We start from the raw sequence: 26,639 nt of genomic DNA on the forward strand, positions 1-26,639 counted from the left end.
ATATCACGCCCGTTACTATTAATAATAATTTAGCAATTAAAATAGATTTGATTACAAGCCGTCTACATTTAACCGCACCACAAAGACATTTTATCACCTGATTATATAAATAATGTGATCCAAATTGAAATATCGTTTCAATTTGATTGAATTGGCATTCCAGTAAGTGGATAGTTTAACTCATGAAGGAAACGCGGGAGTTCAAACTCACGATTCCCCCTTCTCTGGTCAAGGCTTCTTGCCATTAAGAGCAATAAAACAAGCTGACCAGAAGCAGACAAAACCAGGAAAAACCATTTTTTTTAATCACTTACTGACACATGATTTTTTCATTCACACGCTCTCATGAATGAGGAAATAAAGAGGATTGACCATGAAGATCAAAGCTACGATAGAACGCATTCCTGGCGGGATGATGTTGGTTCCATTGATATTAGGCGCTATTTTAAATACCTTCGCTCCCGACACTGGGGCCTATTTCGGTTCATTTACCAAAGGGATGATCAGCGGAACCGTTCCAATTCTGGCGGTTTGGTTCTTCTGTATTGGCGCTTCAATTGATCTTCGCGCAACCGGCACGGTTCTGCGTAAATCGGGCACCCTGGTACTGACCAAAATTGCGGTCGCCTGGGTTGTGGCGATGATTGCCGCTTCCTTTATTCCTGAAGGCGGTATTCAGACGGGGATGTTCGCGGGTCTTTCTGTTCTGGCGCTGGTTTCTGCCATGGATATGACCAACGGCGGCCTGTATGCGAGCCTGATGAACCAGTACGGCACGAAAGAAGAATCGGGTGCATTCGTTCTGATGTCTCTGGAATCAGGCCCATTGATGACCATGGTGATTCTGGGTTCTGCGGGTCTGGCTTCGTTTGAGCCACACCACTTCATCGGTGCGGTGCTGCCATTCCTGATTGGTTTTGCCTTGGGCAACCTGGACCACGATTTCCGTGCCTTCTTCAGCAAAGCAACCCCGGTTCTGATTCCGTTCTTTGGCTTCGCGCTGGGTAACACCATCAACCTGAACGTGATTATGCACACAGGCCTGCTGGGTATCATGCTGGGCGTGGCCGTTATCGTTATTACCGGTATCCCGTTGATTCTGGCTGATAAATACATCGGTGGCGGCAACGGAACCGCAGGGATTGCGGCGTCTTCCGCAGCAGGTGCGGCAGTAGCAAACCCGGTTATCATTGCGCAAATTAACCCGGCATTCGAACCTGTTGCAGCGTCAGCCACAGCACTGGTTGCAGCCAGCGTGATTGTGACGGCGATTCTGGTGCCAATTATCACCGCGCTGTATTCAAGACGAATGGGCGGGAAGGTCGCCAAAAAGAATGACGAAGATAGCGTTGTGGAGTTGTCGCATTAATATCGCAATTCACTGATGCAAAAGTGTTGATACAAAAATGGAGCCTTTCGGCTCCATTTTTCGTTTTACAGCGCCGCTTTCAGCCGCTGTACAGCATCATACAGCTGCTCTTCGGTCGCCGTTGCGTAAGAGAAACGCAGCGTTTTCTTGTCGGCGTTATCGCTAAAGAAGAACTCGCCCGGCACGTACACCACGCCCTTTTCCAGGGTTTGTTGCAGCCAACGAGTGGTATCAAACTCGTAACGGAACGAGGCCCACAAGAACATCCCGCCCTGCGGCTGGTTAAAGCTAATGTGCTCGCCTAATTCCTGCTGCAAATACGCCGACAAACTCAGGCATTTCTTTTTATACGCTTCACGAATCAGCTCAATCTGCGGGTTCAGACGGTCGAGCGTGAGGTACGCCGACACCAGCGATTGCGTAAATGAGTTGGCGTGTAAATCAGTGGCCTGTTTGATGATGGCGACTTTTTGCTTCATCCATTCCGGCAACACAATCCAGCCAACACGCAGACCCGGTGCGAGAATTTTAGAAAACGTTGAGGTATAAACCACGTTTTCCTGACTGCCGCGTTCAGTGGCCACCTGCAGCAAGGTTTTCTCGCGATTTTCAGTGAAGCTAATTGCACCATACGGATCGTCTTCAACAATCACAAAGTGATGTTCTTCCGCCAGTTTGACCAGTTGCTCGCGGCGGCTGGCGCTCAACGTTGTGCCACTTGGGTTGCCAAATGTTGGAACAACATAAACACCTTTGATGCGGGTTGTTTTCAGCAACTCTGCCAGTTCGTCAACGATCATGCCGTGCTCGTCGCTGCCCACGGATTTCACGTTGGCTTCGTTCAGGCTCAGAATTTGCAGCGTTGCCAGGTAAGTCGGGCGTTCAACCACAAACACATCGCCAGGGTTGACCAGCGCGCGCATCAGCAAGTCCAGCGCCTGCTGGGAGCCGGACGTTATCAACAATTGATCCGCCGTAGTGGTGATTCCACGTTGCTGGCTCAGCTCAACCAATTGCTGACGCAGTTCAACATTGCCTTCGGTCAGGCCATACTGAAACGCGTCGTTAAAATTCTCGGCGACGACTTTTTGCGTCGCGATTCCCAGCCCTTCTTTATCAAACAATTCGCTGGAAGGAATGCCCCCGGCAAGAGAAATCACGCCAGGCATTTTGCTGTGCTTCAATAATTCTCTGATTGCTGACGGTTGTAGAGCCTGAATGCGATGTGCGAGGTGTGAACTATTACTCATGTTGTTGTCTCTGATTTTTCTATTCAATGAAAATATATATAGCAACCTAAGTACTTAGCAATGCCTTTCAACACAATAATATTGCGAGCGGCTTTCCCGAATCTTATTCGTGCGTTCGCGGTCAACTCGCAGAAATGTTACTGTGTGCCCAGCGAATGTCGAAAGCGAAATACTCATGATGATTCATTTACTTATCGTTGATGCCCTGAATTTAATCCGCCGGATTCATGCAGTTCAAGGCTCACCTTGCGTTGATACTTGCGTGCACGCTCTGGATGCATTGATTACTCATAGTCAGCCCACACATGCTGTTGCCGTCTTTGATGATGAAGACCGGCGAGAAGGCTGGCGGCATCAGGTGTTGCCAGACTATAAAGCGGGGCGCGCGCCAATGCCAGATACCTTGCACCAGGAAATGCCCATCTTGCGGGAAGCCTTCGCAAAAAGAGGCGTTGCCTGTTGGCATTCAGCAGGTAATGAAGCCGACGATCTGGCGGCTACACTTGCGGTAAAACTCGCGGCAAGCGGGCATCGCGCTACCATTGTTTCAACCGATAAAGGTTTCTGCCAGTTGCTCGCGCCTACCATTCAGATCCGTGATTATTTTCAGAAACGCTGGCTGGATGCGCCCTTTATCGCCAAAGAATACGGTGTGCAGCCAGAACAACTGGCGGATTTCTGGGGACTGGCGGGAATAAGCAGTAGCAAAATATCCGGTGTTCCGGGAATTGGGCCGAAAAGTGCCACACAATTGATTAATCAGTTTTCAACGCTGGAAGCGCTGTATGAACGGCTGGATGAAGCGCCTGAGAAATGGCGTAAGAAGTTAGAACAGCATAGGGAAAGTGCGTTTATCAGCCGCCGGGTGGCGCAGTTGCAGACGGATTTAGTGCTTGATGGGAATTTGCAGCAGTTGCGATTGCCGGGTGGGACGCCCTCACCCTAGCCCTCTCCCCCAGGAGAGGGAACTGTTCGGTGTTGGTGTTCGACTTAGCCCTCTCCCCAGAAGAGGGAACTGTTCGGTGTTGGTGTTCAACTTAGCCCTCTCCCCAGGAGAGGGAACTGTTCGGTGTTGGTGTTCAACTTAGCTCTCTCCCCAGGAGAGGGAACGGTTCGGTGTTGGTGTTCAACTTAGCTCTCTCCCCAGGAGAGGGAACTGTTCGGTGTTGCTTTTCCCCCTCTCCCTCAGGGAGAGGGTCGGGGTGAGGGTGATTAATCAACGCTCGTCGCGACGCCCGCCCACCGCTGCCCACATACGGCGCACGTGTACGGTCACTTCTTCGCGGTCATGGTACAACTGACGCGCCTGAATCTCAGCGCTGATACCATGCTCTGCCAGTTTTTCATGAATCAGCGCCAGGTTCTGTGTGACTTCTTCATAGCGCTTCTTCATTGGCAACTTAAGGTTGAAAATGGTTTCGCGGCACCAGCCGTTCACCAGCCAGGTCGCCATCAGGCTCGCCACTTTGGCTGGCTTCTCAACCATATCGCACACCATCCATGAGATGTTGTTGCGGGTTGGCTTGTATTTAAAACCATCTTCCTGCAACCAGGTCACCTGGCCGGTGTCCATCAGGCTTTGCGCCATTGGGCCGTTATCCACGGAGCAAACCCACATGTTGCGTTGCACTAATTGGTACGTCCAACCGCCTGGGCATGCACCCAGATCAACCGCGTGCATGCCGTTTGCCAGGCGCTCGTCCCACTCATCCGCAGGAATGAAAATATGGAAGGCTTCTTCCAGTTTTAGCGTGGAACGACTCGGCGCTTCAGAAGGTAACTTCAGGCGCTGAATGCCCATGTAGTAAGGCGAGTTGTTGTTGGAATAGGAATAACCGGTGTAGCAACAACCTGGTGCGATAAAGAACACATGCACCACCGGACGTTTCGGCGTTTCGTAATTGGTGAGAACTCCCGCTGCTCGCAGGCTCGCACGCAATGGCACCGTCAACTTGCGGCAGAACTTCATCAGCTCTTTGCTTTCGTTGGTATCAGCCACTTCAACACGCAGATCGCCGCCCTTTTCCACCACGCCCATCAGCATGCCGGTGATCGGCGTAATACGATCGTCGGTCGGAAGATCTTTTAGCAGTTCGCCCGCAACGATCATCTGACGTGCAAAGATCAGCTCGCGGAATGGTAATTCACGCGCCAGTTTGTCGGCATCATCTTCTTGGTAACATTCATAAATGACATAGCCGCTGTTTTCTTTCACGCGGGCAAAACCAAAAACGCCGCGCTGACCAGCTTTGTCGGTAATCTCTGCCGCACACTCTTTCTCAAAACCTTGTCGGCAGTACAAAATAACTTTATTCATGGCTTACGCCCCTACGTTTCAGGCGCATTGCACCAATCAACATCAAGATCCATCCGGCGAGAAAACTGAACCCACCGACGGGAGTAACAAACGCCCACAGGCGTAAGTGAGACAGCGCCAGGCAATAAAGACTGCCGCTGAATAAAACCGTACCCAGAGCCATAAAAACACTGCTCCAGTAAAACCAAATACTGATCCGGCGTTGCATCGCAACCGCCAGACCAAAAATTGCTAACGTGTGAAATGCTTGATATTCAAGGCCAGTTTGAATCCAGCCCATCTCCACAACACCAAGCGTTTTGCTCAATACATGGGCACCAAAGGCACCGAGAGCAACAAAGATAAAACCGCTAATTGCGGTAAAAATCAGCATGAAACGGCTGGTCATGGTGTAACCCTAATTAAAGGCGTAGAGAAATGCCTACGCGAAGGTTGCTTATTGATCATAGCGAAAACGGAATTTTTCTTGTTCGCTCGCGGTTTTCGCCAGGATCCACTGTCTGAAGGCCGCTATTTTACCCAGTTCTGCCTGGCTGTCATGACAAACAAGATAAAACGCATTTTTACTCACCAGCACATCGTTAAATGGGCAAACTAAACGGCCCGCTTCAAGTTCCGATTGCGCCATCACATTGTTTGCCAGAGCAATGCCTTGCCCGTGAATTGCGGCCTGGAGCACCATTGCGCTGTGGCTGAATATTGGGCCTTGCTGCACATTGATGTGGCTCACGCCCAACTGACGGGTATAGGTTTGCCAGTCACGACGAGACGCATCATGCAATAAAGTATGATGCGCTAAATCTTCAGGGGTTTTAATCGGTTTATCACCGGTTAACAGCATCGGTGAACAGACCGGCAGCAAATATTCTGCGTACAGTTTTTCCACACGCAAACCCGGCCAGTTGCCGCGACCATAAAAAATGGCGACGTCGACATCATCAGAAAGTTTATCTTCCTGGCGGTCAACAGCCTGAATTCGGACGTCGATTCCCGGATAAGCTGTATTAAAGCTAGTGAGTCGAGGCACAAGCCAGTGAATGGCGAAACTTGGCAACAGACTGACCGTTAACGCACCTTTCGCACTTCGTGCTTGCAGTTTGCGCGTCGCTTCGGTGAGTTGGGAAAATATCTCTTTGATGTCCAGATAATAACTCTGCCCTTCTTCCGTCAGCAGCAGCGAGCGGTTGCGGCGGCGGAACAATTTCAGGCCGAGAAAATCCTCCAGGGACTTAATCTGGTGGCTGACGGCAGCTTGAGTCACGAACAATTCTTCGGCCGCTTTAGTAAAACTCAGGTGACGAGCAGCAGCGTCAAATACACGTAAGGCATTTAAAGGTGGCAAACGCTTGGACATAGTTGATTGGCTTAAATGTTAAAGTCTATTAACAAACAGGTGAACTTAGTTAACCTATTAGTTTTTTTTATCTGAGCCATTATAAATTGTCCGTTGAGGATGCACCAGCAAATACCTATAGTGGCGTCACTTCCTGAGCCGGAACGAAAAGTTATCTGAAATGCGTGTTTCGGAGGGCTTTTGGCTTACGGTTGTGATGTTGTGTTGTTGTGTTTGCAATTGGTCTGGCATTCCAGACCCCGGTAGCTAAGCTACCCCTTTTTCACTTCCTGTACATTTACCCTGTCTGTCCATAGTGATTAATGTAGCACCGCAAATTGCGGTGCTTTTTTTTGCTTAAAATTTACTGATCTAACTCAACCATCTCTTTTACGTCAGTACGGTTGATCTGCTGCTTGTTACCGTTGGCGTCTTTATATGAAATCATTCCCGTTTCATCATCGGTTTGCGGCTTGCCATCGGCAACGATCGTACGACCATCATTTGTGTGCATCACGTAGTTCGGGCTAGAACACGCTGAAAGACCAAAAGCCATAACTCCTGCTAATACTGCTGCGGCTGCCTTATTCATATTCTTCTCCTTGATAGCGTTTAATGCTGATTTATACGTCAAAATAAACACGGTGAAAGACTCACCTAACATTAATTAGCATAACGCGCTTTCCCGACCTTGCCAGGTTATGCAGACTATTCCGAAGGTTATTGTTCCCTTGTGTGATTCAGACAAATGCGCGACGATCATCGGATTGGATACGAGGAAAATCATGAAATCATTTAATCCAGCCCAGTTTCGCAGCCAGTTCCCGGCTCTGGCCGATGCCGGAGTCTATCTCGACAGCGCGGCAACCACATTAAAACCTCTCGCGGTGATTGAAGCGACTCAGCAGTTTTATAGCCTGAGCGCCGGGAATGTTCATCGCAGCCAATTTGCCGAAGCGCAGCGCCTTACCGAACGCTATGAAGCAGCGCGCGATAGCGTAGCGGCGTTGCTTAATGCGCCGTCTGGTAAAGATATTGTCTGGACGCGTGGCACCACCGAAGCCATTAACCTGGTGGCGCAATGCTATGCCCGCCCGCGCCTGCAACCGGGCGACGAAATCATCGTTAGCGAAGCCGAGCACCACGCGAATTTTGTGCCGTGGCTGATGGTCGCGGAGCAAACAGGCGCGAAGATTATCAAGCTGCCGCTGGGCAAAGATTATCTCGCTGATTTAAGCAAACTCCCTGAACTGCTCAACGCCAGCACTAAAATTCTGGCGCTAGGCCAGATGTCGAACGTCACTGGCGGCTGCCCAGATTTAGCGAAAGCAATTAATCTTGCTCATGCTGCGGGCGCGGTGGTGATGGTCGATGGCGCACAAGGTGCGGTGCACTGCCCACCGGATGTCCAGGCGCTGGATATCGATTTTTACGCGTTCTCGGCGCACAAACTTTATGGCCCAACCGGCATCGGTGCGTTATACGGTAAAACAGCGTTGCTCGAAGAAATGTCGCCGTGGCTTGGCGGCGGCAAGATGATTACTCACGTCTCGTTTGAAGGATTCAAAACGCAGCCCGTGCCGTATCGTTTTGAAGCCGGTACGCCAAACGTTGCGGGTGTGATTGGCCTGAGCGCCGCGCTTGAGTGGCTGGAAACCGTTGATTTGCAGGAAGCTGAAGCTTATAGCCGTGGCCTGGCCACGCTTGCCGAAGCAGAACTGAGCAAACGCCCGGGTTTCCGCAGTTTCCGTTGCCAGGATTCGAGCCTGTTAGCCTTTGATTTCGCTGGTATTCACCATAACGATATGGTGACGCTACTGGCCGAAGCCGGGATCTCTCTGCGCGCCGGGCAACACTGTGCGCAGCCGTTGCTGGCAGCACTTGGCGTCAGCGGTACATTGCGCGCCTCGTTTGCACCGTACAATACACAAAGCGATGTTGATGCGCTGATCAAGGCCATCGACAGTGCGCTGGAAATTCTGGGGGATTAAATGACAAGTGGATTTCTGGCCGGTCACCCTTTTGGCACGTCGATCACCGCCGATAGCTTGCGAGCTACCTTTGCGCCGTTGCAGCAGTGGGAAGATAAATATCGCCAGCTGATTCTGTTAGGCAAGCAACTTCCGGCACTGCCCGCAGATTTAAAGCGCGAAGATATCGAAATTGCAGGCTGCGAAAACCGCGTCTGGTTGGGTCACAGCCTTCAGGCGAATGGCACGTTACATTTCTATGGTGACAGCGAAGGTCGAATCGTTCGGGGTTTGCTGGCGGTGTTACTCACCGCCATTGAAGGGAAAACGGCTGAACAGTTGCTCAATGAAGACTCACTCGCCCTGTTTGATGATTTAGGGCTGCGCAATCAATTAAGTGCATCACGCAGCAGCGGGCTTGCGGCATTAGCGCAAGCCGTGCGCGTTGCGGCTCAGGCAGCCTGAGTCCGCGCCGCTTTCGCCATCATTTTCTTTAAAACATGGGACACCGCCACGAAGCCAAAGCTGGCGGTGACCATGGTTGCCGCGCCAAAACCAGACGCGCAATCCATGCGTTTCGGGCCATCAGCCGTGCTTTTCATCGCACACACTGAACCATCAGCCTGCGGATAAACCAGCGCTTCGGTGGAAAACACGCAATCGATCCCCAGCTTGCCTTTACTGTTTTTCACCACGCCAAAATCGCTTTTTAATCTTTCGCGCAATTTTGCCGCCAGCGGATCCTGAATAGTTTTCGCCAGATCGCTAACCTGAATTTGCGTCGGATCGATTTGCCCGCCCGCGCCGCCTGTTGTCACCAACGGGATCTTGTTGCGACGGCAATAAGCAATCAGCGCGGCTTTCGGGCGCACGCTGTCGATAGCGTCGATCACATAGCTAAAACCCTGGCTCAGCAACTGCGCGGTGTTTTCAGCGGTTATAAAGTCATCCACCACCGTGACGCGGCATTCCGGGTTAATTTCCCGAATACGCTCTGCCATCACTTCGGTTTTGGCCTGCCCGACCGTATCGCGCAACGCATGAATCTGGCGGTTAGTGTTGGTGACGCACACATCGTCCATGTCGATAAGCGTAATCGCGCCGATACCAGTACGCGCCAGCGCTTCAGCGGCCCACGAGCCCACGCCACCTATGCCAATCACGCAAACATGCGCATCAGCAAACAGTTGCAGCGCATCGCGGCCATACAAACGGGCTGTGCCGCCAAAGCGTTGTAGCCAGGCATCGGTCAAAACAACAGACATTACGTTATCCTCGGAAATATCAACCATTGAAAACTGTATTGGTGGTGCCAGGTGCGTTTTTCAGTACCCAAACGCGACCATAGTGATTGTACCAACCTGCGCGATGACCGGCATCTGCGCCAATTCCCTGGTAAATATCGAAGTGCTGGCCTTTAATTGCGCCGCCCACATCCAGCGCAACCATCACGCGCAACTCGTATTGCCCGTTAAATTTGCCGTTATTATCGAGCAACGGCACTTCCGCCAGAATCGTGGTGCCCGCCGGAATAATGGAGCGGTCGGACGCGACTGACGCACGGCCAATCAACGGTACAGCGCTCGCCCCTTTCACCGGCGCGAAACTGGCTGGTTTAAAGAAGACGAAAGAAGGGTTCTGCTCGAGCAGTTCCTGAACCTGCGCCTGGCTGTGCGTCTCGCCCCAATGGCGAATCGCCTGCATCGACATATCTTCTTTCTTCACTTCCCCGCGATCGATAAGCACTTTGCCGATACTGCGGTAAGCGTGGCCGTTTTTGCCCGAATAACCGAAGAAGGTTAATGGCTGACCGTCGCCGAAATCGATATAGCCGCTGCCCTGCACATCCATAATGAAGTTATCCATTAAGGAGTTGCTGTAAGCGATGATGTAGCTGTCGCTCAACGCACCGCTATAAATCTCTGCGCGTGAAGGCAAACGACCGCGTTTTGGCGGCATTCGGTAGATTGGGTACTGGAACTCGCCCTGGCGGGTGTAACGCGCCTGCACCACAGGCGTGTAGTAGCCGGTGAATTGCACGTTGCCGTAGTTGTCGGCACCTTCCATCTGCCAGGCATCAAGGCCGTACTGGCTCAGCTTGCTGGTGTCGCCACCGGCACGTAGCCACTGTTGGACGGCACCATAGACGTCACTCTTACTATTAAAGAGGCGAGGAGAGGCTGAACGAATCTGGTTAACTTGCTCAGCAAAGTCACCACCGTTAATCGGAGCACCTACTGCATCCGGCCGGTTGACGAGGGAAAAAGGCTGGGTAAATTTCCCATCCTTATATTGCTGTCCTTTATCTGTCGGTTTTGAGGAACAGCCCGCCAGAATGGCAACCACTACTCCAGTTACAATGTACTTCGTCCAACGTCCTATCATTACTTCCTCGCCCGGTTATGCCGCTTTATCCCACGCGAAGATAGCAAACACGCTGCAAGATTTAAACGTGTTGCACCTTACATAGCCGGGATGTGTTCGTTATTTGACCTTAAATTAAATTATTATCAGATAGATGTGACAAATCGGGTATTTTTTAAAAAAAGGGTTGCATCAAAAGCCGAGCAGAGTATAGTGCGCTTCCACGGACGCGGGGTGGAGCAGCCTGGTAGCTCGTCGGGCTCATAACCCGAAGGTCGTCAGTTCAAATCTGGCCCCCGCAACCAACTAAGTCGCTGAGTTTCGCGCAATGATGAAAATCATTTGGGTAATAAAGAAGTTTACGGACGCGGGGTGGAGCAGCCTGGTAGCTCGTCGGGCTCATAACCCGAAGGTCGTCAGTTCAAATCTGGCCCCCGCAACCAACATTTAAACACCTTAACGGGTGTTTTTTTGTTTTTGCGCTTCCTAATTAAAGCCGCCACTTCGTTGGCTGCACTCACTCACCCGAATCACTTACTACAGTAAGCTCATCGGGATTCATTCATTTGCCGCCTTGTTGCAGCTTCAATTACTCGGCAAAATAATTTTCATAATCACCCTAATCGTGCCAGCCGCGAACTATCCGCAAAATACGCCTTAATGCCCGCCAGAATAGATTCTGCCACTTCCTGCTGGAATGTCGCCGTGCGCAGCTTACGCTCTTCCTCAACGTTACTGAGAAACGCAGTTTCCACCAGAATGGATGGAATATCCGGGGCTTTCAGTACCGCAAACCCAGCCTGATCAACGCTATTCTTATGCAGTTTGTTCACTTTACCCAGACGGGTCAGCACTTCTTTGCCGAATTTAAGGCTGTCGTTGATGGTCAGCGACTGAACCATGTCGAACATCGTATGGTCGAGATACCGGTCGCCACTCTTACTCACACCACCGATTAAGTCGGCGGCGTTCTGGGTTTGGGCGAGGAATTTTGCTGCGGTACTGGTGGCACCTTTGGTTGAAAGCGCAAACACCGACGAACCGCGAGCAGCGCCAGAAGTAAACGCATCCGCATGAATCGAAACAAAAAGATCCGCACGCTGCTTCTGCGCTTTTGCCACCCTGACCTTCAACGGGATAAACACATCCTCGTTGCGCGTCATATAGGCTTTCATATTCGCTTCTTTATCAATCAGCGCTTTCAGGCGGCGAGCAATTTTGAGCACGATGTCTTTTTCGCGCGTTTTGTTTGGCCCAATGGCCCCCGGATCTTCCCCGCCGTGGCCGGGATCGAGCATGATAACAATCGGTCTGTCGCGCCCGGCTTTACCCGGTTGCGGCCCTTGTTCCGGAGAAGGCGGTGCGTCTTTATCCAGCTTGCCATTGTTGTAATCTTCCAACAGCGCCAACAACGGATCTTGCTCGCTGTTCATATTGGCCGGATAAAGATCCATTACCAGGCGTTCTTTAAATTCCGCGACCGGTGCCAGCGCAAAAAGATGTGGCGTCACGTTCTGTTTCAGCTCAAAAACCATGCGCACGGTTTGCGGATCAAACTGCCCCACACGCGCCGATTTAATGAAAGGATCGTCGCCGCGAATCTGGCCACCAATCCCCTTCAAAACTGAATTTAAATTCACACCTTCTATGTCGACAACCACTCGATCGGGGTTGCTCAAGGCAAACTGCTTGTACTTAAGCTGTTTGTTCGATTCCAGCGTGACACGAGTGTATGACGATGCGGGCCATACGCGCACCGCAACCACCAGGCTTGAAGCTGCAAAGCCAACCTGGCTGACACTCAGTAGCCACATAGCGCCTGCGCCCTGCAATAAGCGGCGACGACTAATTAATGAACGGGAATCTGACATAGCTCTCCTGAGCGGTGTGTTTCCGTGAACCGAATAACCAATTTTATTTTTTGAGCCGAAAACTTTAGCGAAACACACTCGGGCTGTCACCCTTTAAAGGGTAAACATTCGCAATCAAGCACCTGGCAACGTGGAGACAGAAATTTCCGCTTTGTGGCAATTGCTGCTTGCGCCAGAGGCAATAAAAGAATAAAAATACAGAAATTACGAATAATCATGCAATGAGGGCTTGCCGTGGTGAAGGAACGTAGAACCGAACTGGTACAGGGATTCCGCCATTCTGTCCCCTATATAAATGCCCATCGGGGAAAAACCTTTGTCATTATGCTGGGCGGCGAAGCCATCGAACACGAGAACTTTTCCAGCATCGTTAACGATATTGGGCTGCTGCACAGTCTGGGCATCCGTCTGGTGGTGGTCTACGGTGCACGCCCACAAATTGATGCCAATCTGGCGTCGCATAATCACGAACCTATCTACCATAAACACACGCGCGTCACCGATGCCAAAACCCTGGAGCTGGTAAAACAAGCCGCCGGTTTATTGCAGTTGGATATCACCGCGCGTTTGTCCATGAGCCTCGGCAACACGCCGTTGCAGGGCGCGCACATTAACGTTGTCAGCGGTAATTTTATTATTGCTCAACCACTTGGCGTGGATGATGGCGTGGATTATTGCCACAGCGGGCGCGTGCGTCGTATCGACGAAGAAGCGATTCATCGCCAGTTAGATAACGGTGCCATTGTGTTAATGGGGCCGGTGGCGGTTTCTGTGACAGGCGAAAGCTTCAATCTCACTTCTGAGGAAATTGCCACACAGTTGGCGGTCAAACTTAAAGCCGAGAAAATGATCGGTTTCTGCTCTTCTCAGGGCGTCATCGATGACAACGGCAATATCGTTTCTGAGCTGTTCCCGAACGATGCACAAAAACGCATTGAGGAACTGGAAGAAGTCGGTGATTACCATTCTGGCACCGTGCGTTTCTTACGCGGCGCGGTGAAAGCCTGCCGCAGCGGTGTGCGTCGTAGCCATTTAATTAGCTATCAAGAAGATGGTGCGCTGTTGCAGGAATTGTTCTCGCGCGACGGTATCGGCACACAAATCGTGATGGAGAGTGCGGAGCAGATTCGCCGCGCCACAATCAACGATATTGGAGGCATTCTCGAGCTGATTCGCCCGCTCGAACAACAAGGCATTTTAGTGCGTCGTTCGCGTGAACAACTGGAAATGGAAATCGACAAGTTCACCATTATTCAGCGCGATAACCTGACCATCGCTTGTGCGGCGCTCTATCCGTTCCAGGAAGAAGGGATTGGCGAAATGGCCTGCGTCGCGGTTCACCCGGATTATCGCAGTTCATCGCGCGGTGAAGTTCTGCTGCAACGCATTGCCACGCAAGCGCGGCAAATGGGCTTGAGCAAATTGTTCGTGCTCACCACCCGCAGCATTCACTGGTTCCAGGAACGCGGCTTTATGCCGGTGGATGTTGAGCTGCTGCCGGAAAGCAAAAAAGAGATGTACAACTATCAGCGCCGTTCAAAAGTGCTGATGGCAGATTTAGCGTAATCAAAAGCTAGCCCTACGGGGCTAGCTAAAACTCTCCATTAATCCGCTACGTCGTTCTGTTTTCGTCACAATCGCTTTTTCAAATACCCGATCATCGACATAAAGCGACAGCTTATTACGAGCGCGAGTGATCGCCGTATACACCAGTTCGCGTGTCACCACGGCGGTGTATTGATTGGGCAAAACCAGCGCCGCATGTTCAAACTCCGAACCCTGCGATTTATGCACCGTCATGGCGTAAGCCGTGTCGTGGCCCGGTAAACGGCTGGGCTGCACGGATTTAATCGTGCCATCCGGCATCGGGAACCAGACGCGCAGCCCCTCGCCTTTATCGAGCGCGATACCAATATCGCCGTTGAATAAACCCAACGAACTGTCGTTGCGGGAAATCATAATCGGCCTGCCGTTATACCAACGCGATGTCGCCTGGTTTGGCCGCTCAATCAGCCGTTTTTGGATCAAAGCCTGCTCGATGCGAGAATTCAGACCGCTGACCCCAAACGGTCCATCACGCAATGCGCACAGCATTTGATAACATCCAAATGCTTCCAGAGTGGCGGCGGGTTCTGCCTGCTGGTGAATTAACTCCAGATACGGTCGATAACCTTCCACCGCATCGGCAATCATCAACGCGTAATCTTCTGTCTCACGTAGCGGCTGTTTGGTGATATCGCTAAAACCTTCGCTGAACACGGATTTTGCCCGCTTAACATCGCTGGCGTTGACTGCATACGCCAGTTGCCCGATGCCAGAATGAGCGTCAAAACGGTAACTTTTTTGCAGCAGGCAAAGCCCGTCACGCAACGAGCTCGCCTGGTTGCTTTCCCCGGCAGGAAGGGCATAACCGGTTAGCTGACTTAATTCTGTTGCCCGTTCAGCGGAGTAGCCGCAAGTGACATAGTGGCAAATATCCCCGAGCACCGCCCCCGCTTCCACCGATGCCAGTTGATCGCGATCGCCCAGAAAGATCACCCTCGCCTGTGGCGGGAGCGCATTGATCAACTTCGCCATCATCGGCAAATCCACCATTGAGGCTTCGTCCACCACCAGCACGTCAAGATGCAAAGGATTCCCGGCGTGATAGCGCAGGCGCTGGCTGTTGGGTTGTGCCCCCAACAGACGGTGCAACGTGCAGGCATCGTTAGGCAATGACGCTTTTTGCGCATCATCCAGCGGCAAACGACGCAATGCCGAGCCTAATGATTCCGTTAATCGTGCAGCGGCTTTGCCGGTCGGGGCTGCCAATTGAATACGCAAAGGTTTTGCATCATTTAGCTGAACCAGCGCCGCCAGTAATTTCGCCACGGTGGTGGTTTTGCCCGTTCCCGGCCCGCCAGAAATCACCGATATACGGCGCGTCAGCGCTACGGCAGCGGCGACTTTTTGCCAGTCAGTCTCGGCCATCGGCTCAAAAAGCTGATTGAGCACGCTGGTCACCTGCGCTTCATTAAGCGCAATGGCACAGTTTTCCTGAACAAAAAACTGCGCGATAGACTGTTCGTTTTGCCACATCCGGTTGAGGTATAAACGTTCGCCAATCAGCTTGAGCGGCGTCGCGCCGTCATATTCACTCACCGCAGGTGAAGCAAGTAGCGCTTCGCGCCAGCCGCTTTTCAGGTCGACCAGAGCAAAGAGTTGCGCGGCAAAATCTGGCTGGCGTCCGGCAAAACAGAACTCTGGCGCTAACCGTGAAAGCGGAATGCAGACATGCCCTTCACCCGCATCGTGGCTGACCAACGCCGCAGCCAGCATCACCGCGGGCTGCTCGTCACTGGCGATCATCATGGCAAACTGCGCATCCAACGCTCGCAATAATTTTTGCTCTACGGCCTGCTGTAACAACTCAGACATTTTCATGATGTGGCCTCGTCCGTTTGTGCCGCAAAGAGTGCGTCCATCTTCGCAATTAATTGTTCATCCGGGCGTGTTGCAAAAATCCCCTGCGTTGAGCCGTTGCTTTCAACACCCCGCAAGAAGAGATAGATAACGCCACCGAAGTGACTTTGGTAGTCATAATCAGGAATGCGGTGGCGCAAATATCGGTGCAACGCCAGCGTATACAGTTGATATTGCAGGTCATAACGATGAGATTGCATCGCTGCCGCCATCGCTTCTTCGGTATAAGCGCTGCTGTCTTCGCCCAGCCAGTTAGATTTATAATCCAGCAGGTAATAGCACCCCTGCCAGCGGAACACCAGGTCGATAAACCCTTTCAACATGCCGCGCACTTGTTTGAAGTTTAATGGTGGGCAACCTTTTGATAAGGGGTCATATTCGCGCACCAGTTTGTCCAGATGCACAGCCTGCAAGTCACTTTCAATCGGCAGATAGAACTCCATTTCAACCTGCCGGTCTTGCGCTCTTAGCTGGCTCAGCGACACGCCCGTTTCATTCAATGGAGCGTGTAAAACGGTGTGCAACCACTCGGTGACAATCGGCTGCCATTCTTCACCAAAACCTTGTGAAGTAAGTTGCTCAGCAATCCACGATTCATCAAGCGGCTGAGTAAAATCAATGCCTTCAAACAGGCTATGCAAAAACGTGCCTGGCCCTGCCCCACGCGGGAAGGTGTGCGGAGTAAGTAATGGCTCACTTTTCACAGGTGCAACACCTGCGGCATCCACATCAAGGCGCGGCAATAAATCCAAAGCCTGGCTGCTGCCATGCTGCTGCAGGCCCGAATAACTGGTGACTCGCCAGTTATCAGCGACCTGACGTTTCATGATACGGGCGCTAAGTTCGGGCAGCGCCTCACTCACCGGCTGCCATGGGGTGTAATCATCAGATTTAGGTTCTTCGATGCTGATCGACTCGCTCGCCAGTTCCTGTAAACAGGTTTGCAGCCCAGCGGCATCTTTCGCTTCGCCTTTTTGCAGCAGGTAACCCAGCGCACCGAGATGCAAATCGCTGGCCCCTTTTTTGGCGCGATTCCCTTTAAACAACGGCGCGACACCGAGGCTGCAATGCCAGATGGAGCGCGTCAACGCGACATAAAGCAGGCGCAAATCTTCCGCCAGCCGCTCTTCTTCGGCCAGGCTTAAACTTTCTTCATCGTCGCTTAAATCCAGCAGCGGTGAAAACGTCGAACGGTCGTGATACAAGCCACTGTTTTGAGCACGATAGTTGGCGATAAATGGCAGACAAACCAGCGGATATTCAAGCCCTTTGGATTTGTGGATAGTGACTACCTGAACCAAATGGCGGTCGCTTTCAAGGCGCAATTGTTGGCTGTACGCGTTACTGTCAGGCTCCGCAACCTGCTGCGCCAACCAGCGTACTAACGCATGTTCACTGTCAGTTTGCGCGGCCTCTTCTTGCAGCAATTCGCTGATGTGCAAAATATCGGTCAGACGACGTTCACCGCCGGGCGTTGCCAGCAAGTTTTCCGCCACCTGTCGCCTTGCGATAAGCGCCCGCAGCATCGGCATCACGCCACGGCGCAGCCAAATTTGCCGGTACTCAGAAAACTCTTCAACCAGACGATCCCAGGCGTTTTCGTCATTATTCAACGCCTCAATCATTTGGGCATCCAGCCCCAACATGCTGGTAGCAACGGCACTGCGCAGCGCAGTCTCAATTTCTGGAGCCAATACCGCCTGCAAAATCCACAGAATTTCACGCGCTTCCGGCGTGGCGAATACGGAGTCGCGGTTTGAAAGGTAGACCGAAGGGATATTCAGCGCACCCAGCGCTTCACGCACAATTGAAGCTTCACCACGGCTACGAACCAAAATGGTGATATCAGACGACTGCACCGGGCGCGATTCCTCACCTTTCCACAGCAACGCTTCGCCGCGCTGCCCGGCGCTGAGCCAGTCCCGAATTTGCTGCGCGCACTGCATCGCCATAGTTTGTTGGTAATCACTTACACCGCAGCCATCGCCGGATTGCGCCCAGAACGACATCGCCGCCTGGTTTTTCCCTTTAAGGGTAAAGCGCAAGCCGCTGTTCTTCGGTGCAGATTTCACCGCTAAAAACGGGATTTGCTGGAATAAAAATGGGTTATCTAACTGCTGGAAAAGCGTATTGACGCTGCTAATCATCGCGGGGGATGAGCGCCAGTTGGTGTCCAGCGTGTAGTGGGCACTGACCTCATGGCGAGCTTTCATGTAGGTAAAAATATCCGCGCCACGGAAGGCGTAAATCGCCTGTTTTGGGTCACCGATAAGTAGCAGTGCAGTATCAGGCTGATTGATATATAAGCGCCTGAAAATACGATATTGCTGCGGATCGGTGTCCTGGAATTCATCAATCATCGCCGCCGGGAAACGGCCACGGATGGCGGCGGCCAGAGCATCACCACCCGGTTTATGCAGCGCTTCATCGAGGCGAGTCAGCATATCGTCAAAGCCTAGTTCGCCACGGCGACGTTTTTCCTGCTGCACGGTGTAGCGGATTTCAGCCATCGCACGAGCAATGACCAAATCGCGAAGGGTCAGCGGCTCACCGAGTAAATCATTAATAGCTCTAAAAACAGGATGTTGCGGCGGCTGGCCTTCTTTGGTTTTCTCATCGAGCATCGACTGAGAAAAGCGCTCAAGTTGGTCGGGCAATTTATAGGTTGTGGTTTCGGTCTGCGCCCAGGTGCCAACAATATTCAGCCAGTTCGGTAAGTTTTTGCTGCTATAGCTGCGGCGGTCAATCTTCGCAACACTCAGGATCTGCGCGATTTCATCCGCACTGGCACACCATTGTGCTTTCACATTTTCAATGGATTCGATGATTTTCTGATGGCGCGCAAGCAACGTTTCGTCATCGGCTGGAGGCTGTTTCAAAATCGGTTGTTCACCTTGCAGCCAACTATTGATATCCCGGAGAAGTTCTTCCGGCCCGGCCCACTCTTCTACCATCACTTGAGCGACGGGTTTAGGCAGCGGATAACAATGGCGACGCCAGAAATCCGCACAAGCATGGCGACGTAGCAGCGATTCATCTTCGATAAGTTGTTGTTCAAACAACATGCCCGATTCAAAGGCATTCAGGCTAAGCATGCGCTGGCAGAAACCGTGGATGGTGAATATCGCCGCTTCGTCCATTTGCTGTTCTGCAAGACGCAAAACCTGGGCGGCCTGGTGAAGATCGGGGATTTCTGCCAATAAGCTCTGGAACAGGGGATTGTCAGTGCGATTGCGCACGCAGGCGATTCGTAGCTCATGGATATTGGCGCGAATACGGCCACGAAGCTCTTCTGTCGCCGCCTGTGTAAAGGTTACGACCAGCAGCTCTTCGACAGAAAGCGGCCTGGGATGGGCGTTTTCCCCTCCCAGGCCTAACAGCAGACGCAAATACAGTGCCGCAATGGTAAAGGTCTTTCCGGTTCCCGCAGAGGCTTCAATCAGCCGCTCCCCCGTCAACGGTAGGTTTAGAGGATTAAGAGGCTGCGCGGTTCCGGTCATTATTTACCCTTTGTCTTTCAAATTGCAGGTCTACCGGCTGCTATCACTTCACCCCTATCAGCGGCAATGATTGTTGCAGAGCGCTGACCTCTTTCCAGGTTTTCCAACCCTTCGGAGCGGCATAATCTGCTTTACCATTGTGGCTGCCAGAAACTTGCGACAGTACGGCCATTCCTTGCTGTTCGATAACCGCCTGATGGAAGAAATCAGCCAGTTTTTGCGGAGTCAGTTTTTTAATTTCGGCGACTACTTTATCACGCGAATCAAAGTCCATGTTTCCACGATCGAAATCTTTGCTCAGTTGCGAAGCTTCCTGAGATAACGTCTGAGGTGCCTGCATAATTTCGCTGATCATGCCCTGCTGCATTTGCGCAAAATCCTCGGCACTCATACTACGCAGCTTCTTCTCAGCCGTTGGGTAAAACGCCTTGAATCGTTCATACAAATAGGCGGGTTGTTTGTCATTACTTTGCAGCAAGAAACCAATGCCCCATTGGCGACCAACGGACATCGGGAAAGCAAACACCGCGTACCCTAACTGCTCCTGAGTCCGCAGTTGGTTGTAGAACCACGGTTGAATAATTTGCCCCAACATTGAACTGTAAGCGGTGCTCACGGTTTCATCGAACCCTTTCGGCACGTAGACTGCGGCTAATGCGGAATCCGTGCTGCTGCCGGTTTTCTCAAACATGGCCAGATGTTGTTTATCCACCAGCACGTCTTTATTGCGGCACCATTCATTACCTTTAGTACCCAGCAAACTTTGTACCCCATGCGCAAGGTCTGTAGCCTGCTCAGGGGACATATTGCCCAGCACTAAAAACTCAGGTTTTGCGTTGGTTTTTAAAACCTCACGGTAATCGAGCACGTCTTTTAACGTCAGTGCAGGTAACAATGCGCGGCGAGTTTCACGTTGGAAATACGGCACTTGCGACACCATTTGCACTGGCATAATCGCCTGATCGTAAGCTTTGCCTTTGTCTGCCGAGTCCATCATCTGGGCATACCACGATTTCGCTTGATCCAACTGTTCTTGCGTTGGCGTGTAAGAGAAATAGCCCTTTAACAGCGCTTCGAAAAGTTGCGGTAAACGCTGGGTGTAACCGTTGGCATTGACCATCAAACCGCTGTTCGCATTGGTCGAGAAACCAATCCCGCCGATAGACGCCTGGTTACTTAATTCATCCAGCGCAATTCCTGCCAGATAATCATTCAGCGCAAAAAGCACCTGATTTTTCGCGCTGTCCATTGCCTGTGGGTTACGCAGCACCATGGTGACGTCAGCTTTAGGCTCGCTGGCGAAATAGTGGCTTGGCATATACAACACGCGCAAACCGGGTTCTTTAACCAACAGTTCAGGATGGGTGTATGTTTTGCCCGGTTTAACCAACGTAAAATCGTCAGGAATGTACGGATTTAATTGTGGCAATTCCAGCTTGATAGCCGCTGCTTTTTGCTGCCAGGTGTCAAAGACTTGTGGCGTGATTTTGTCGACCTGATAAGGGGCTTCGACAAAATAAGCCGTCTTGTTGTGTGGCTCTTTCGGGCTGATATACCAGACGCGAGCGTTTTGCGGCGTCATCATATCCAGGCGAGATTTAATCGCTGCGGGATCGTATTGATCCGCGATATTAACCGCATCCAGCGTATGTTCGACTGGCACACGCAACATAGTGTCTGCCAGCCATTCGACGTAATCCATATCGCGTGTAATTGACGGGTAACGGAAATCGAGATCCAGAACATGGGCAAGCTCATCGAAATAGCTTTTATCCACGCCATTTTCACGAAGCTTATTTAAGTAGCTGAAGATAGCCGCGACCACTTCATCACGCTGCGCCAGGCCTTTATCGGTTAACGAAACAGAAATAGCAAACACACCGCTATTACCGTTCACTAATGGATCGGAATCGGCGCGAATGCTGTCTGCAAGCCCTTGTTTTTGCAGCCAGTCGGAAAGCGTATTGTTACTGCGATTACCAATTAAGTAGCCAATTAACTCATCGGTTTTACTGCGGAATTTATCGCTATTGTTATCGATGCGGAATTCAACACGCACCACTTTGCGCGGCAATGCGGGCACGTAGTGAATCACGATACCTTTTTGCGCATCGGTCACGACCGGAACATCAATCACCGGGCGTTCAATATTTTTGTTTGGCACCCGACCGTAAGTTTCTACCGCAATTTTTGCCAGCTCAGGCAATGGCTTATTGCTATAGATGACCGCTTTCATCAGGTTTGAAGAATAGTATTTGTCGCGAAAAGCCACCAGCGCATCCAGCAGTTTACTGCCCGGTTTATCGCGCAATGTTTCCAGATTGCCACCAGAAAAACGCGAGCCGGGGTGGGCTGGGTTGATGGTTTCTGCACTGACTTGCGCCATACGCATACCATCACGGGCACGCGCCAGCGTCAGTTCTGCGTTTACCGCATTACGTTCACGTTCAGCGTACTCTGGAGCGAGGTTCGGCTCAGCGATAGCATCAGACAAACGGTCAACCGCCCCTTCCAGCGCATCGTTTTCCACTTCGAGGTAATACGCGGTGCGGTAAGTCGCGGTGCTGGCGTTGTGGCTGCCACCGTGCTTTTTGAGAAACTCCGACAGGCTATCCGGCTCTGGATACTTCTTTGAGCCCATCAGCGTCATATGTTCAAGGTAGTGAGCAAGGCCGAGATGGTCGTCAGGATCTTCTAACGATCCCACAGGAACGACCAATGCAGACAATGACTTAACCGCTTGCGGATCAGAAACCAGCAAAACTGTCATACCGTTATCAAGACGCACAGCCTGGTATTGACGGTTGTCTTTTTCACTTTTATGGATGGTTTCCTGGATAGGTTGCCAACCGGTGTCTGCCTGACTTAATGGTGCCCAAAGAGCGACTAACAAGAAAAGCGGTTTTAACCAAGTGCTGCATTTAGGCATTAACGAACCTCATTCACTAACTTACTCATCATTAACAACTTTTAAAACAATCTTGAATTGTCGTTGTTTCTTTTTTCGCCAATCCTGAGCAAGTTGCGCATCATAGATGAACCTGCCGGATTGTGCAATTTTTATACGATTTTTTTAAGCTTTATTGAATCGAAACAGTGGCAGCAAATAGCGTTCAGCTTCGTGGATAATCGCATCATAGTAAGCGGGTTCCAGCGTACGATACAGGCGTTGCAGCCACATGTCGGCGCCTTCACCATCGACCCGTTGATTCCCTTCCCAGGCCGCCAACAGCTTACTTTTGGCTTTCTGCTGCGTTTGCTCATCCCATAAAATGGCATCATTCGCGGGTTCGTAACAGGCTTTTATCCACGCCCCTCCACTTATTGGTAGTAATAGCAAAGGCTGTACTAATCCTTTCCGATAACCTTCAATAAGTTGCTGGAGATAACTTTTTGCCTGCTCCACTTCCATTGACGGGAATTTCCACTCGGTTGAGTCGCGCCCGTACAGACGGCTTTCCCCCTCGCCCCCCATCGCACACCAGACAACATGCTCAATCCACAGTTGTAAACCATGCGCCGGATTAAGAATCGACGGCCGCCAGCGCAGCAAACCATCGGCCTGCACATCCGACAACCATCCTTCCAGACTTGTTCCATCGATTTGCAGCGACACTTCCTGGCTGGTGCCATTTTGTCGCTCGGCTCGCACTTTTTGCGCCAGCTCTGCCATTTCTGTTAACTGGGTTTCCCATAAAATTTCACCGAATGCCCCATACGGTAATACCCCTGCGGCCCGATAACGGCTGAATAGCAGCGGTGTATCCCCTTCCTGAACCAGAGTATTGAGTAATTCCTGGTTCATCTGGAAACGTTCGAGGCTATCTAAAGTGAAAGGTTCCGCATCTGGCAAATCGGTATCTTCAAGGCGAAAGTGAATCCCCAAACGCATCTGGAAGAACGCGCGCACAGGATGGCGCCAGAAACGTTGCAGTTGATCCAGGGTAATGACGTCATGCGTTTTATCTTCAAGCGGCTGAATAAATGGCGACTGCGGTTGCCCCTGCTCACTTGCGGCAGGTAGCCATTCGTTGGCATAGCTTTGAGCGGATGCGCCTGGCACAAAGTTGCCCGCTTCAAATGGCGTGCGATGATGCAGTTGCACCAGATGCTTTTTCACGCGCTCGCTGCTTTCATCACAGGTCAATCCCACATCATCCGGCAAGCAATGACTTTGCGCGATGTAATCCAGTAATTCATCTACCAACACCGAAGGATATCGCTGGCTGTTGTCCTGGATGGAACGCCCGATATAGCTGATATAAAAGCGCGCTTGCGCTGAATTGAGAGCTTCGAGGAACAAGTAGCGGTCGTCATCTCGACGGCTTCGGTCGCCGCGCTGAGGCTTCTGGCTCATAAGGTCAAACCCGAGCGGAGCCAGCGTGCGTGGATAAATGCCATCATTCATGCCAAGCAAACAAACCACTTTGAACGGGATAGAACGCATTGGCATCAGGGTGCAGAAATTGATCGGCCCGGCCAGGAAGCGCTGGCTGATGCGTTCCTGGTCGAGGCGTTGCGCCAGTTCATCTCGCAATAACGTCAGAGACACGTTTTCCTGATAATGCGACTCAAGGCCGTATTTAATAATTTCTTGCCACTGCTGCTCAATCAGCGCCAGAGCGGCCTCGGTTTCGGTATCAGGCAGGAAGAAACTGGCTAACATGTCGCGGCAAACAGAAGTCCATTCTGCCAGCGGGCGCGCGACGGTGAGTTCATGCCGCCACTTATTGAGCTGCATTAATAAATCGGCCAGTTGCCCAACCAATTCTGCAATTAAACCGTTTGATTCATCGTAAGGAAGAACAGACTGCCATTCACCTGCGTGGCTGTCCATCGCATAACCTAACAGCATACGCGTTAAGCCAAAACGCCAGGTGTGTTGCCCGGTCGCCGGGAGATCCAGCTCACGGACATTGTCGTCATCAATGCCCCAACGAATGCCCGATTCAGTGACCCACTGCCGCAAATAGCGCTGCCCTTCTTCATTGATTGAGAAGCGAGCAGCGAGCGCGGGAACTTCAAGAAGTGCCAGAACATCCTGCGCAGCAAAACGGCTATCAGGCAGCGAAAGCAATGAGATAAAAGCTTGCAGAGCCGGGTGCGCCTGCCTTGCCCGGCGGTCGGAAATAGCGAATGGCAACCGGCGTTCGCCCACCGCATTGCCAAATACCGCCTGGATAAACGGACTGTAACTTTCAATGTCTGCCACCATCACGATGATATCGCGCGGCGTCAGCGTTGGGTCAGCTTCAAGCATCGCCAGCAATTGGTCGTGTAACACTTCAACTTCACGCTGAGGGCTGTGACACTGATGGAAAGCGACTGAACGATCGTCAAGGGAGAGGATTCGTTTGCTGTGGCTATTTTCAAACTCTTCGAGAGTTAACCCTGTGACAGCGTTGTTTTGCAGCTCGAGTAAATCGTACTGCAAATTACGCAATAAACAGTCTGGCTCGATATCAACAAAAACGTCAATTTCTTCAAAGCGTTGCATCTCAGAAAGCATGAATGTGTAATCGCGACCTAATTTACCCCACGAGGCTAAAAGCGGATTGCCAATATCTTGCTCACCGTCCTGGTTAAACAATAAAGAAGCCGTGTCGCTATCTTTAAATAATGGAAGAGTGACCCCCTCGCGCCCGTGGCTGCGACGGCGGCGGCTGATCAAACGCGCAAGGTAAGCTGGGTCTTTAATATCACCCCAGTAATAACGGCACGGATTGGTGAACAGCAAATGCACGTCAATATGCTTGCCTAGCGCTTGTAGTGCCTGAAGATAAACCGGCGGTAAAGCTGAAATGCCACAAATAAAGACACGGGCAGGCAAACCTTGCGGGCATTCTTCACTTGATTCCAGAGCGTTAATAAAGCGTTGGTACAGATTTGCACGGTGCCATTCTGGTTGCCCAAGATCTTGCGTATGGCGAACCAGTGCGGCCCACAGCGGAGCCTGCCACAACTGAGCTTCACCCACATTATCGACCAGTTCCCCCTTCTCCCACTGGCTTAACCAGGCAGGGCGGTAAACTAAGTATTGGTCGTAAAGGTCGGCAATTCTTGAGGCTAACTGAGAGAGTTTTCGTCCATTTTCATCTTCTCCCAAATACTGGTTCAGCAGGGCGAATTCAGGTTGTTCCAGCATCGTCGGGATGAGCGTCATTAATTTCCAGCTCATACTTTGCTTGTTGAAAGCACTTTGCTCAGGAATGTTTGGCAGCACGCGTACAAACATGTCCCAGATAAAGCTCGCCGGAAGTGGGAAGCTAATGTTGGCCGCGATACCAAATTTTTGAGCCAGCGTCATTTGCAGCCATTGCGCCATACCGGTACTTTGCACCAACACCACCTCGGGTTCGAATGGGTCCGGCAACGGTTGCCTTTCCACAATAAACTCCATAATGGCTTCCAGCACATCCAGTCGATTGGAATGGTAAACACGCAACATAGAAACGCTACTCCTGACTTTTCTCTTTCTGCGAGCAATGCAAACGCGATAGCTGCCCGGTACGCCCGACAGGGCTGGTAATAGTAACGTTGATGCTGACACATCCTGCCGTCGATGTCTGCTGCTGACTGACTCTCCATTCACTTGTTGGCGGCGGCGATTCAGGTTCCCCCATTTCAACAGCTAAACGCCAGAGTTGGCGAAATTGCCATTGCGACTGAAAACCTTGCTGTAGAACTCGCTGGTAACCCATTAAAGCTAACATCACCACCGAAAATAGCGCCATCGCAAACAGGACTTCAATCAAGCTAAATCCACGCTGCCGTGATTTCACTGCGGTAACAAGCATCGGAAAACCTCCGTAAAAGGGCAAGTATCCAGCCAGCCATGGGGCGTTGATATCCATCGAGAATGATCAAGCGTTCCCCACTGCCATAAGGTGAGTGGTGTTTGCTGCCCCTGAGTCTTTCCGTGAGCTGCCATCACCACCTCATTGTTTTCCACCGTCAATATGCAAGCATTCCAGCCTTGTTCTGGCTGCTTCTGGCACTGCCAGGTTTGAGCTGAGGTCCAGGATAGCTGGCTCCCCCAGGCCTGCGCTGAAACAGCGGCAGCATATTGCTTCAGAAACCCAATTTCGCTGGCTACAAGGAAGCGTTGATGGTTCAACTGCTGCTGTAATCCGCTCAGCATTAAGATGCCCAAAGCAAACAGTAGCAGCACGAAACCCAGGGTGGCATTACCCCGCTCCATTT

At 51.5% G+C, this 26,639-nt stretch carries 19 protein-coding genes and 2 tRNA genes; 7 read left to right on the forward strand and 14 right to left on the reverse strand.

What is annotated here, in order from left to right; translation table 11 throughout:
* Positions 1 to 373 precede the first annotated feature (373 nt).
* Positions 374 to 1,369, forward strand: a complete 996-nt coding sequence (kdgT, locus tag D6029_RS02275) for a 2-keto-3-deoxygluconate transporter (RefSeq protein ID WP_120063205.1) — start codon at positions 374 to 376, stop codon at positions 1,367 to 1,369.
* 65 nt (positions 1,370 to 1,434) lie between these two features.
* On the opposite strand, the gene D6029_RS02280 is transcribed toward kdgT, so the two are convergent.
* On the reverse strand, positions 1,435 to 2,619 hold the full coding sequence (locus tag D6029_RS02280; protein WP_120063206.1) for an aminotransferase-like domain-containing protein: 1,185 nt from the start codon (positions 2,617 to 2,619) through the stop codon (positions 1,435 to 1,437).
* Positions 2,620 to 2,794: 175 nt separating this feature from the next.
* Here D6029_RS02280 and xni point away from each other — a divergent pair, with 175 nt between their 5' ends.
* Positions 2,795 to 3,565, forward strand: a complete 771-nt coding sequence (gene xni / locus D6029_RS02285; protein WP_120063207.1) for a flap endonuclease Xni — start codon at positions 2,795 to 2,797, stop codon at positions 3,563 to 3,565.
* 270 nt (positions 3,566 to 3,835) lie between these two features.
* Here xni and rlmM read toward each other — a convergent pair whose 3' ends face one another.
* From rlmM to D6029_RS02305, 4 genes are all read right to left on the reverse strand, one after another.
* On the reverse strand, positions 3,836 to 4,936 hold the full coding sequence (gene rlmM, locus D6029_RS02290) for a 23S rRNA (cytidine(2498)-2'-O)-methyltransferase RlmM (RefSeq protein ID WP_120063208.1): 1,101 nt from the start codon (positions 4,934 to 4,936) through the stop codon (positions 3,836 to 3,838).
* Positions 4,929 to 5,324, reverse strand: coding sequence for a DUF423 domain-containing protein (locus D6029_RS02295; protein ID WP_120063209.1), 396 nt, complete (start codon positions 5,322 to 5,324; stop codon positions 4,929 to 4,931). The genes rlmM and D6029_RS02295 overlap by 8 nt, the downstream gene beginning before the upstream one ends.
* 48 nt (positions 5,325 to 5,372) lie before the next feature.
* Complete coding sequence (gene gcvA / locus D6029_RS02300; protein ID WP_120063210.1) at positions 5,373 to 6,290, reverse strand: glycine cleavage system transcriptional regulator GcvA; 918 nt, start codon at positions 6,288 to 6,290, stop codon at positions 5,373 to 5,375.
* Positions 6,291 to 6,633: 343 nt separating this feature from the next.
* Positions 6,634 to 6,861 carry a YgdI/YgdR family lipoprotein gene (locus D6029_RS02305; protein ID WP_120063211.1) on the reverse strand — a complete coding sequence of 76 codons (228 nt, stop codon included), beginning with the start codon at positions 6,859 to 6,861 and terminating at the stop codon, positions 6,634 to 6,636.
* A 193-nt stretch (positions 6,862 to 7,054) separates the two neighbouring features.
* On the opposite strand from D6029_RS02305, the gene csdA reads away from it, so the two are divergent.
* Complete coding sequence (gene csdA / locus D6029_RS02310) at positions 7,055 to 8,260, forward strand: cysteine desulfurase CsdA (protein ID WP_120063212.1); 1,206 nt, start codon at positions 7,055 to 7,057, stop codon at positions 8,258 to 8,260.
* Positions 8,261 to 8,704 carry a cysteine desulfurase sulfur acceptor subunit CsdE gene (gene csdE / locus D6029_RS02315; protein ID WP_120063213.1) on the forward strand — a complete coding sequence of 148 codons (444 nt, stop codon included), beginning with the start codon at positions 8,261 to 8,263 and terminating at the stop codon, positions 8,702 to 8,704.
* Here the strand turns inward: csdE and tcdA are convergent.
* Both tcdA and mltA read right to left on the reverse strand, forming a co-directional pair.
* Entirely contained in the window at positions 8,692 to 9,504 is an 813-nt protein-coding gene (gene tcdA / locus D6029_RS02320) for a tRNA cyclic N6-threonylcarbamoyladenosine(37) synthase TcdA (protein ID WP_120063214.1), read from the reverse strand. The genes csdE and tcdA overlap by 13 nt on opposite strands.
* 19 nt (positions 9,505 to 9,523) lie before the next feature.
* Positions 9,524 to 10,624 carry a murein transglycosylase A gene (gene mltA, locus D6029_RS02325; protein ID WP_120063215.1) on the reverse strand — a complete coding sequence of 367 codons (1,101 nt, stop codon included), beginning with the start codon at positions 10,622 to 10,624 and terminating at the stop codon, positions 9,524 to 9,526.
* A 207-nt stretch (positions 10,625 to 10,831) separates the two neighbouring features.
* Here mltA and D6029_RS02330 point away from each other — a divergent pair.
* Positions 10,832 to 10,908 (forward strand) — tRNA-Met (locus D6029_RS02330).
* A 61-nt stretch (positions 10,909 to 10,969) separates the two neighbouring features.
* Positions 10,970 to 11,046: transfer RNA gene (locus D6029_RS02335), tRNA-Met, on the forward strand.
* 171 nt (positions 11,047 to 11,217) lie between these two features.
* Here the strand turns inward: D6029_RS02335 and amiC are convergent.
* On the reverse strand, positions 11,218 to 12,474 hold the full coding sequence (gene amiC, locus D6029_RS02340; protein ID WP_120063216.1) for an N-acetylmuramoyl-L-alanine amidase AmiC: 1,257 nt from the start codon (positions 12,472 to 12,474) through the stop codon (positions 11,218 to 11,220).
* A 234-nt stretch (positions 12,475 to 12,708) separates the two neighbouring features.
* On the opposite strand from amiC, the gene argA reads away from it, so the two are divergent.
* Complete coding sequence (gene argA / locus D6029_RS02345; protein ID WP_120063217.1) at positions 12,709 to 14,040, forward strand: amino-acid N-acetyltransferase; 1,332 nt, start codon at positions 12,709 to 12,711, stop codon at positions 14,038 to 14,040.
* 21 nt (positions 14,041 to 14,061) lie between these two features.
* On the opposite strand, the gene recD is transcribed toward argA, so the two are convergent.
* The 6 genes from recD to D6029_RS02375 form a co-directional block, all read right to left on the reverse strand.
* A complete protein-coding gene (gene recD, locus D6029_RS02350; RefSeq protein WP_120063218.1) occupies positions 14,062 to 15,897 on the reverse strand; it encodes an exodeoxyribonuclease V subunit alpha in 1,836 nt (611 codons plus the stop codon).
* Positions 15,894 to 19,436 carry an exodeoxyribonuclease V subunit beta gene (recB, locus tag D6029_RS02355; RefSeq protein ID WP_120063219.1) on the reverse strand — a complete coding sequence of 1,181 codons (3,543 nt, stop codon included), beginning with the start codon at positions 19,434 to 19,436 and terminating at the stop codon, positions 15,894 to 15,896. The genes recD and recB overlap by 4 nt, the downstream gene beginning before the upstream one ends.
* A 43-nt stretch (positions 19,437 to 19,479) precedes the next feature.
* Positions 19,480 to 22,365: a pitrilysin gene (gene ptrA, locus D6029_RS02360; RefSeq protein WP_120063220.1), complete on the reverse strand. Its 2,886-nt coding sequence runs from the start codon at positions 22,363 to 22,365 to the stop codon at positions 19,480 to 19,482.
* A 144-nt stretch (positions 22,366 to 22,509) separates the two neighbouring features.
* Positions 22,510 to 25,884 (reverse strand): exodeoxyribonuclease V subunit gamma, encoded by a 3,375-nt coding sequence (gene recC, locus D6029_RS02365; RefSeq protein ID WP_120063221.1) that lies wholly within the window; start codon positions 25,882 to 25,884, stop codon positions 22,510 to 22,512.
* Between the two features lie 7 nt (positions 25,885 to 25,891).
* Positions 25,892 to 26,233 carry a prepilin-type N-terminal cleavage/methylation domain-containing protein gene (locus tag D6029_RS02370; RefSeq protein WP_120063222.1) on the reverse strand — a complete coding sequence of 114 codons (342 nt, stop codon included), beginning with the start codon at positions 26,231 to 26,233 and terminating at the stop codon, positions 25,892 to 25,894.
* A complete protein-coding gene (locus tag D6029_RS02375) occupies positions 26,215 to 26,637 on the reverse strand; it encodes a DUF2509 family protein (RefSeq protein WP_147365213.1) in 423 nt (140 codons plus the stop codon). Before D6029_RS02375 ends, D6029_RS02370 begins: the two co-directional genes overlap by 19 nt.
* Positions 26,638 to 26,639 lie beyond the last annotated feature (2 nt).

The organism is Buttiauxella izardii (assembly GCF_003601925.1).
Taxonomy (GTDB): Bacteria; Pseudomonadota; Gammaproteobacteria; order Enterobacterales; family Enterobacteriaceae; genus Buttiauxella; species Buttiauxella izardii.

What these genes read in the sequence shown, in the direction of transcription:
- kdgT (WP_120063205.1), top strand. Translation starts at nt 374, where the DNA reads ATGAAGATCAAAGCTACGATAGAACGCATTCCTGGCGGGATGATGTTG.
- D6029_RS02280 (WP_120063206.1), bottom strand. Translation starts at nt 2,619, where the DNA reads ATGAGTAATAGTTCACACCTCGCACATCGCATTCAGGCTCTACAACCG.
- xni (WP_120063207.1), top strand. Translation starts at nt 2,795, where the DNA reads ATGATGATTCATTTACTTATCGTTGATGCCCTGAATTTAATCCGCCGG.
- rlmM (WP_120063208.1), bottom strand. Translation starts at nt 4,936, where the DNA reads ATGAATAAAGTTATTTTGTACTGCCGACAAGGTTTTGAGAAAGAGTGT.
- D6029_RS02295 (WP_120063209.1), bottom strand. Translation starts at nt 5,324, where the DNA reads ATGACCAGCCGTTTCATGCTGATTTTTACCGCAATTAGCGGTTTTATC.
- gcvA (WP_120063210.1), bottom strand. Translation starts at nt 6,290, where the DNA reads ATGTCCAAGCGTTTGCCACCTTTAAATGCCTTACGTGTATTTGACGCT.
- D6029_RS02305 (WP_120063211.1), bottom strand. Translation starts at nt 6,861, where the DNA reads ATGAATAAGGCAGCCGCAGCAGTATTAGCAGGAGTTATGGCTTTTGGT.
- csdA (WP_120063212.1), top strand. Translation starts at nt 7,055, where the DNA reads ATGAAATCATTTAATCCAGCCCAGTTTCGCAGCCAGTTCCCGGCTCTG.
- csdE (WP_120063213.1), top strand. Translation starts at nt 8,261, where the DNA reads ATGACAAGTGGATTTCTGGCCGGTCACCCTTTTGGCACGTCGATCACC.
- tcdA (WP_120063214.1), bottom strand. Translation starts at nt 9,504, where the DNA reads ATGTCTGTTGTTTTGACCGATGCCTGGCTACAACGCTTTGGCGGCACA.
- mltA (WP_120063215.1), bottom strand. Translation starts at nt 10,624, where the DNA reads ATGATAGGACGTTGGACGAAGTACATTGTAACTGGAGTAGTGGTTGCC.
- amiC (WP_120063216.1), bottom strand. Translation starts at nt 12,474, where the DNA reads ATGTCAGATTCCCGTTCATTAATTAGTCGTCGCCGCTTATTGCAGGGC.
- recD (WP_120063218.1), bottom strand. Translation starts at nt 15,897, where the DNA reads ATGAAAATGTCTGAGTTGTTACAGCAGGCCGTAGAGCAAAAATTATTG.
- recB (WP_120063219.1), bottom strand. Translation starts at nt 19,436, where the DNA reads ATGACCGGAACCGCGCAGCCTCTTAATCCTCTAAACCTACCGTTGACG.
- ptrA (WP_120063220.1), bottom strand. Translation starts at nt 22,365, where the DNA reads ATGCCTAAATGCAGCACTTGGTTAAAACCGCTTTTCTTGTTAGTCGCT.
- recC (WP_120063221.1), bottom strand. Translation starts at nt 25,884, where the DNA reads ATGTTGCGTGTTTACCATTCCAATCGACTGGATGTGCTGGAAGCCATT.
- D6029_RS02370 (WP_120063222.1), bottom strand. Translation starts at nt 26,233, where the DNA reads ATGCTTGTTACCGCAGTGAAATCACGGCAGCGTGGATTTAGCTTGATT.
- D6029_RS02375 (WP_147365213.1), bottom strand. Translation starts at nt 26,637, where the DNA reads ATGGAGCGGGGTAATGCCACCCTGGGTTTCGTGCTGCTACTGTTTGCT.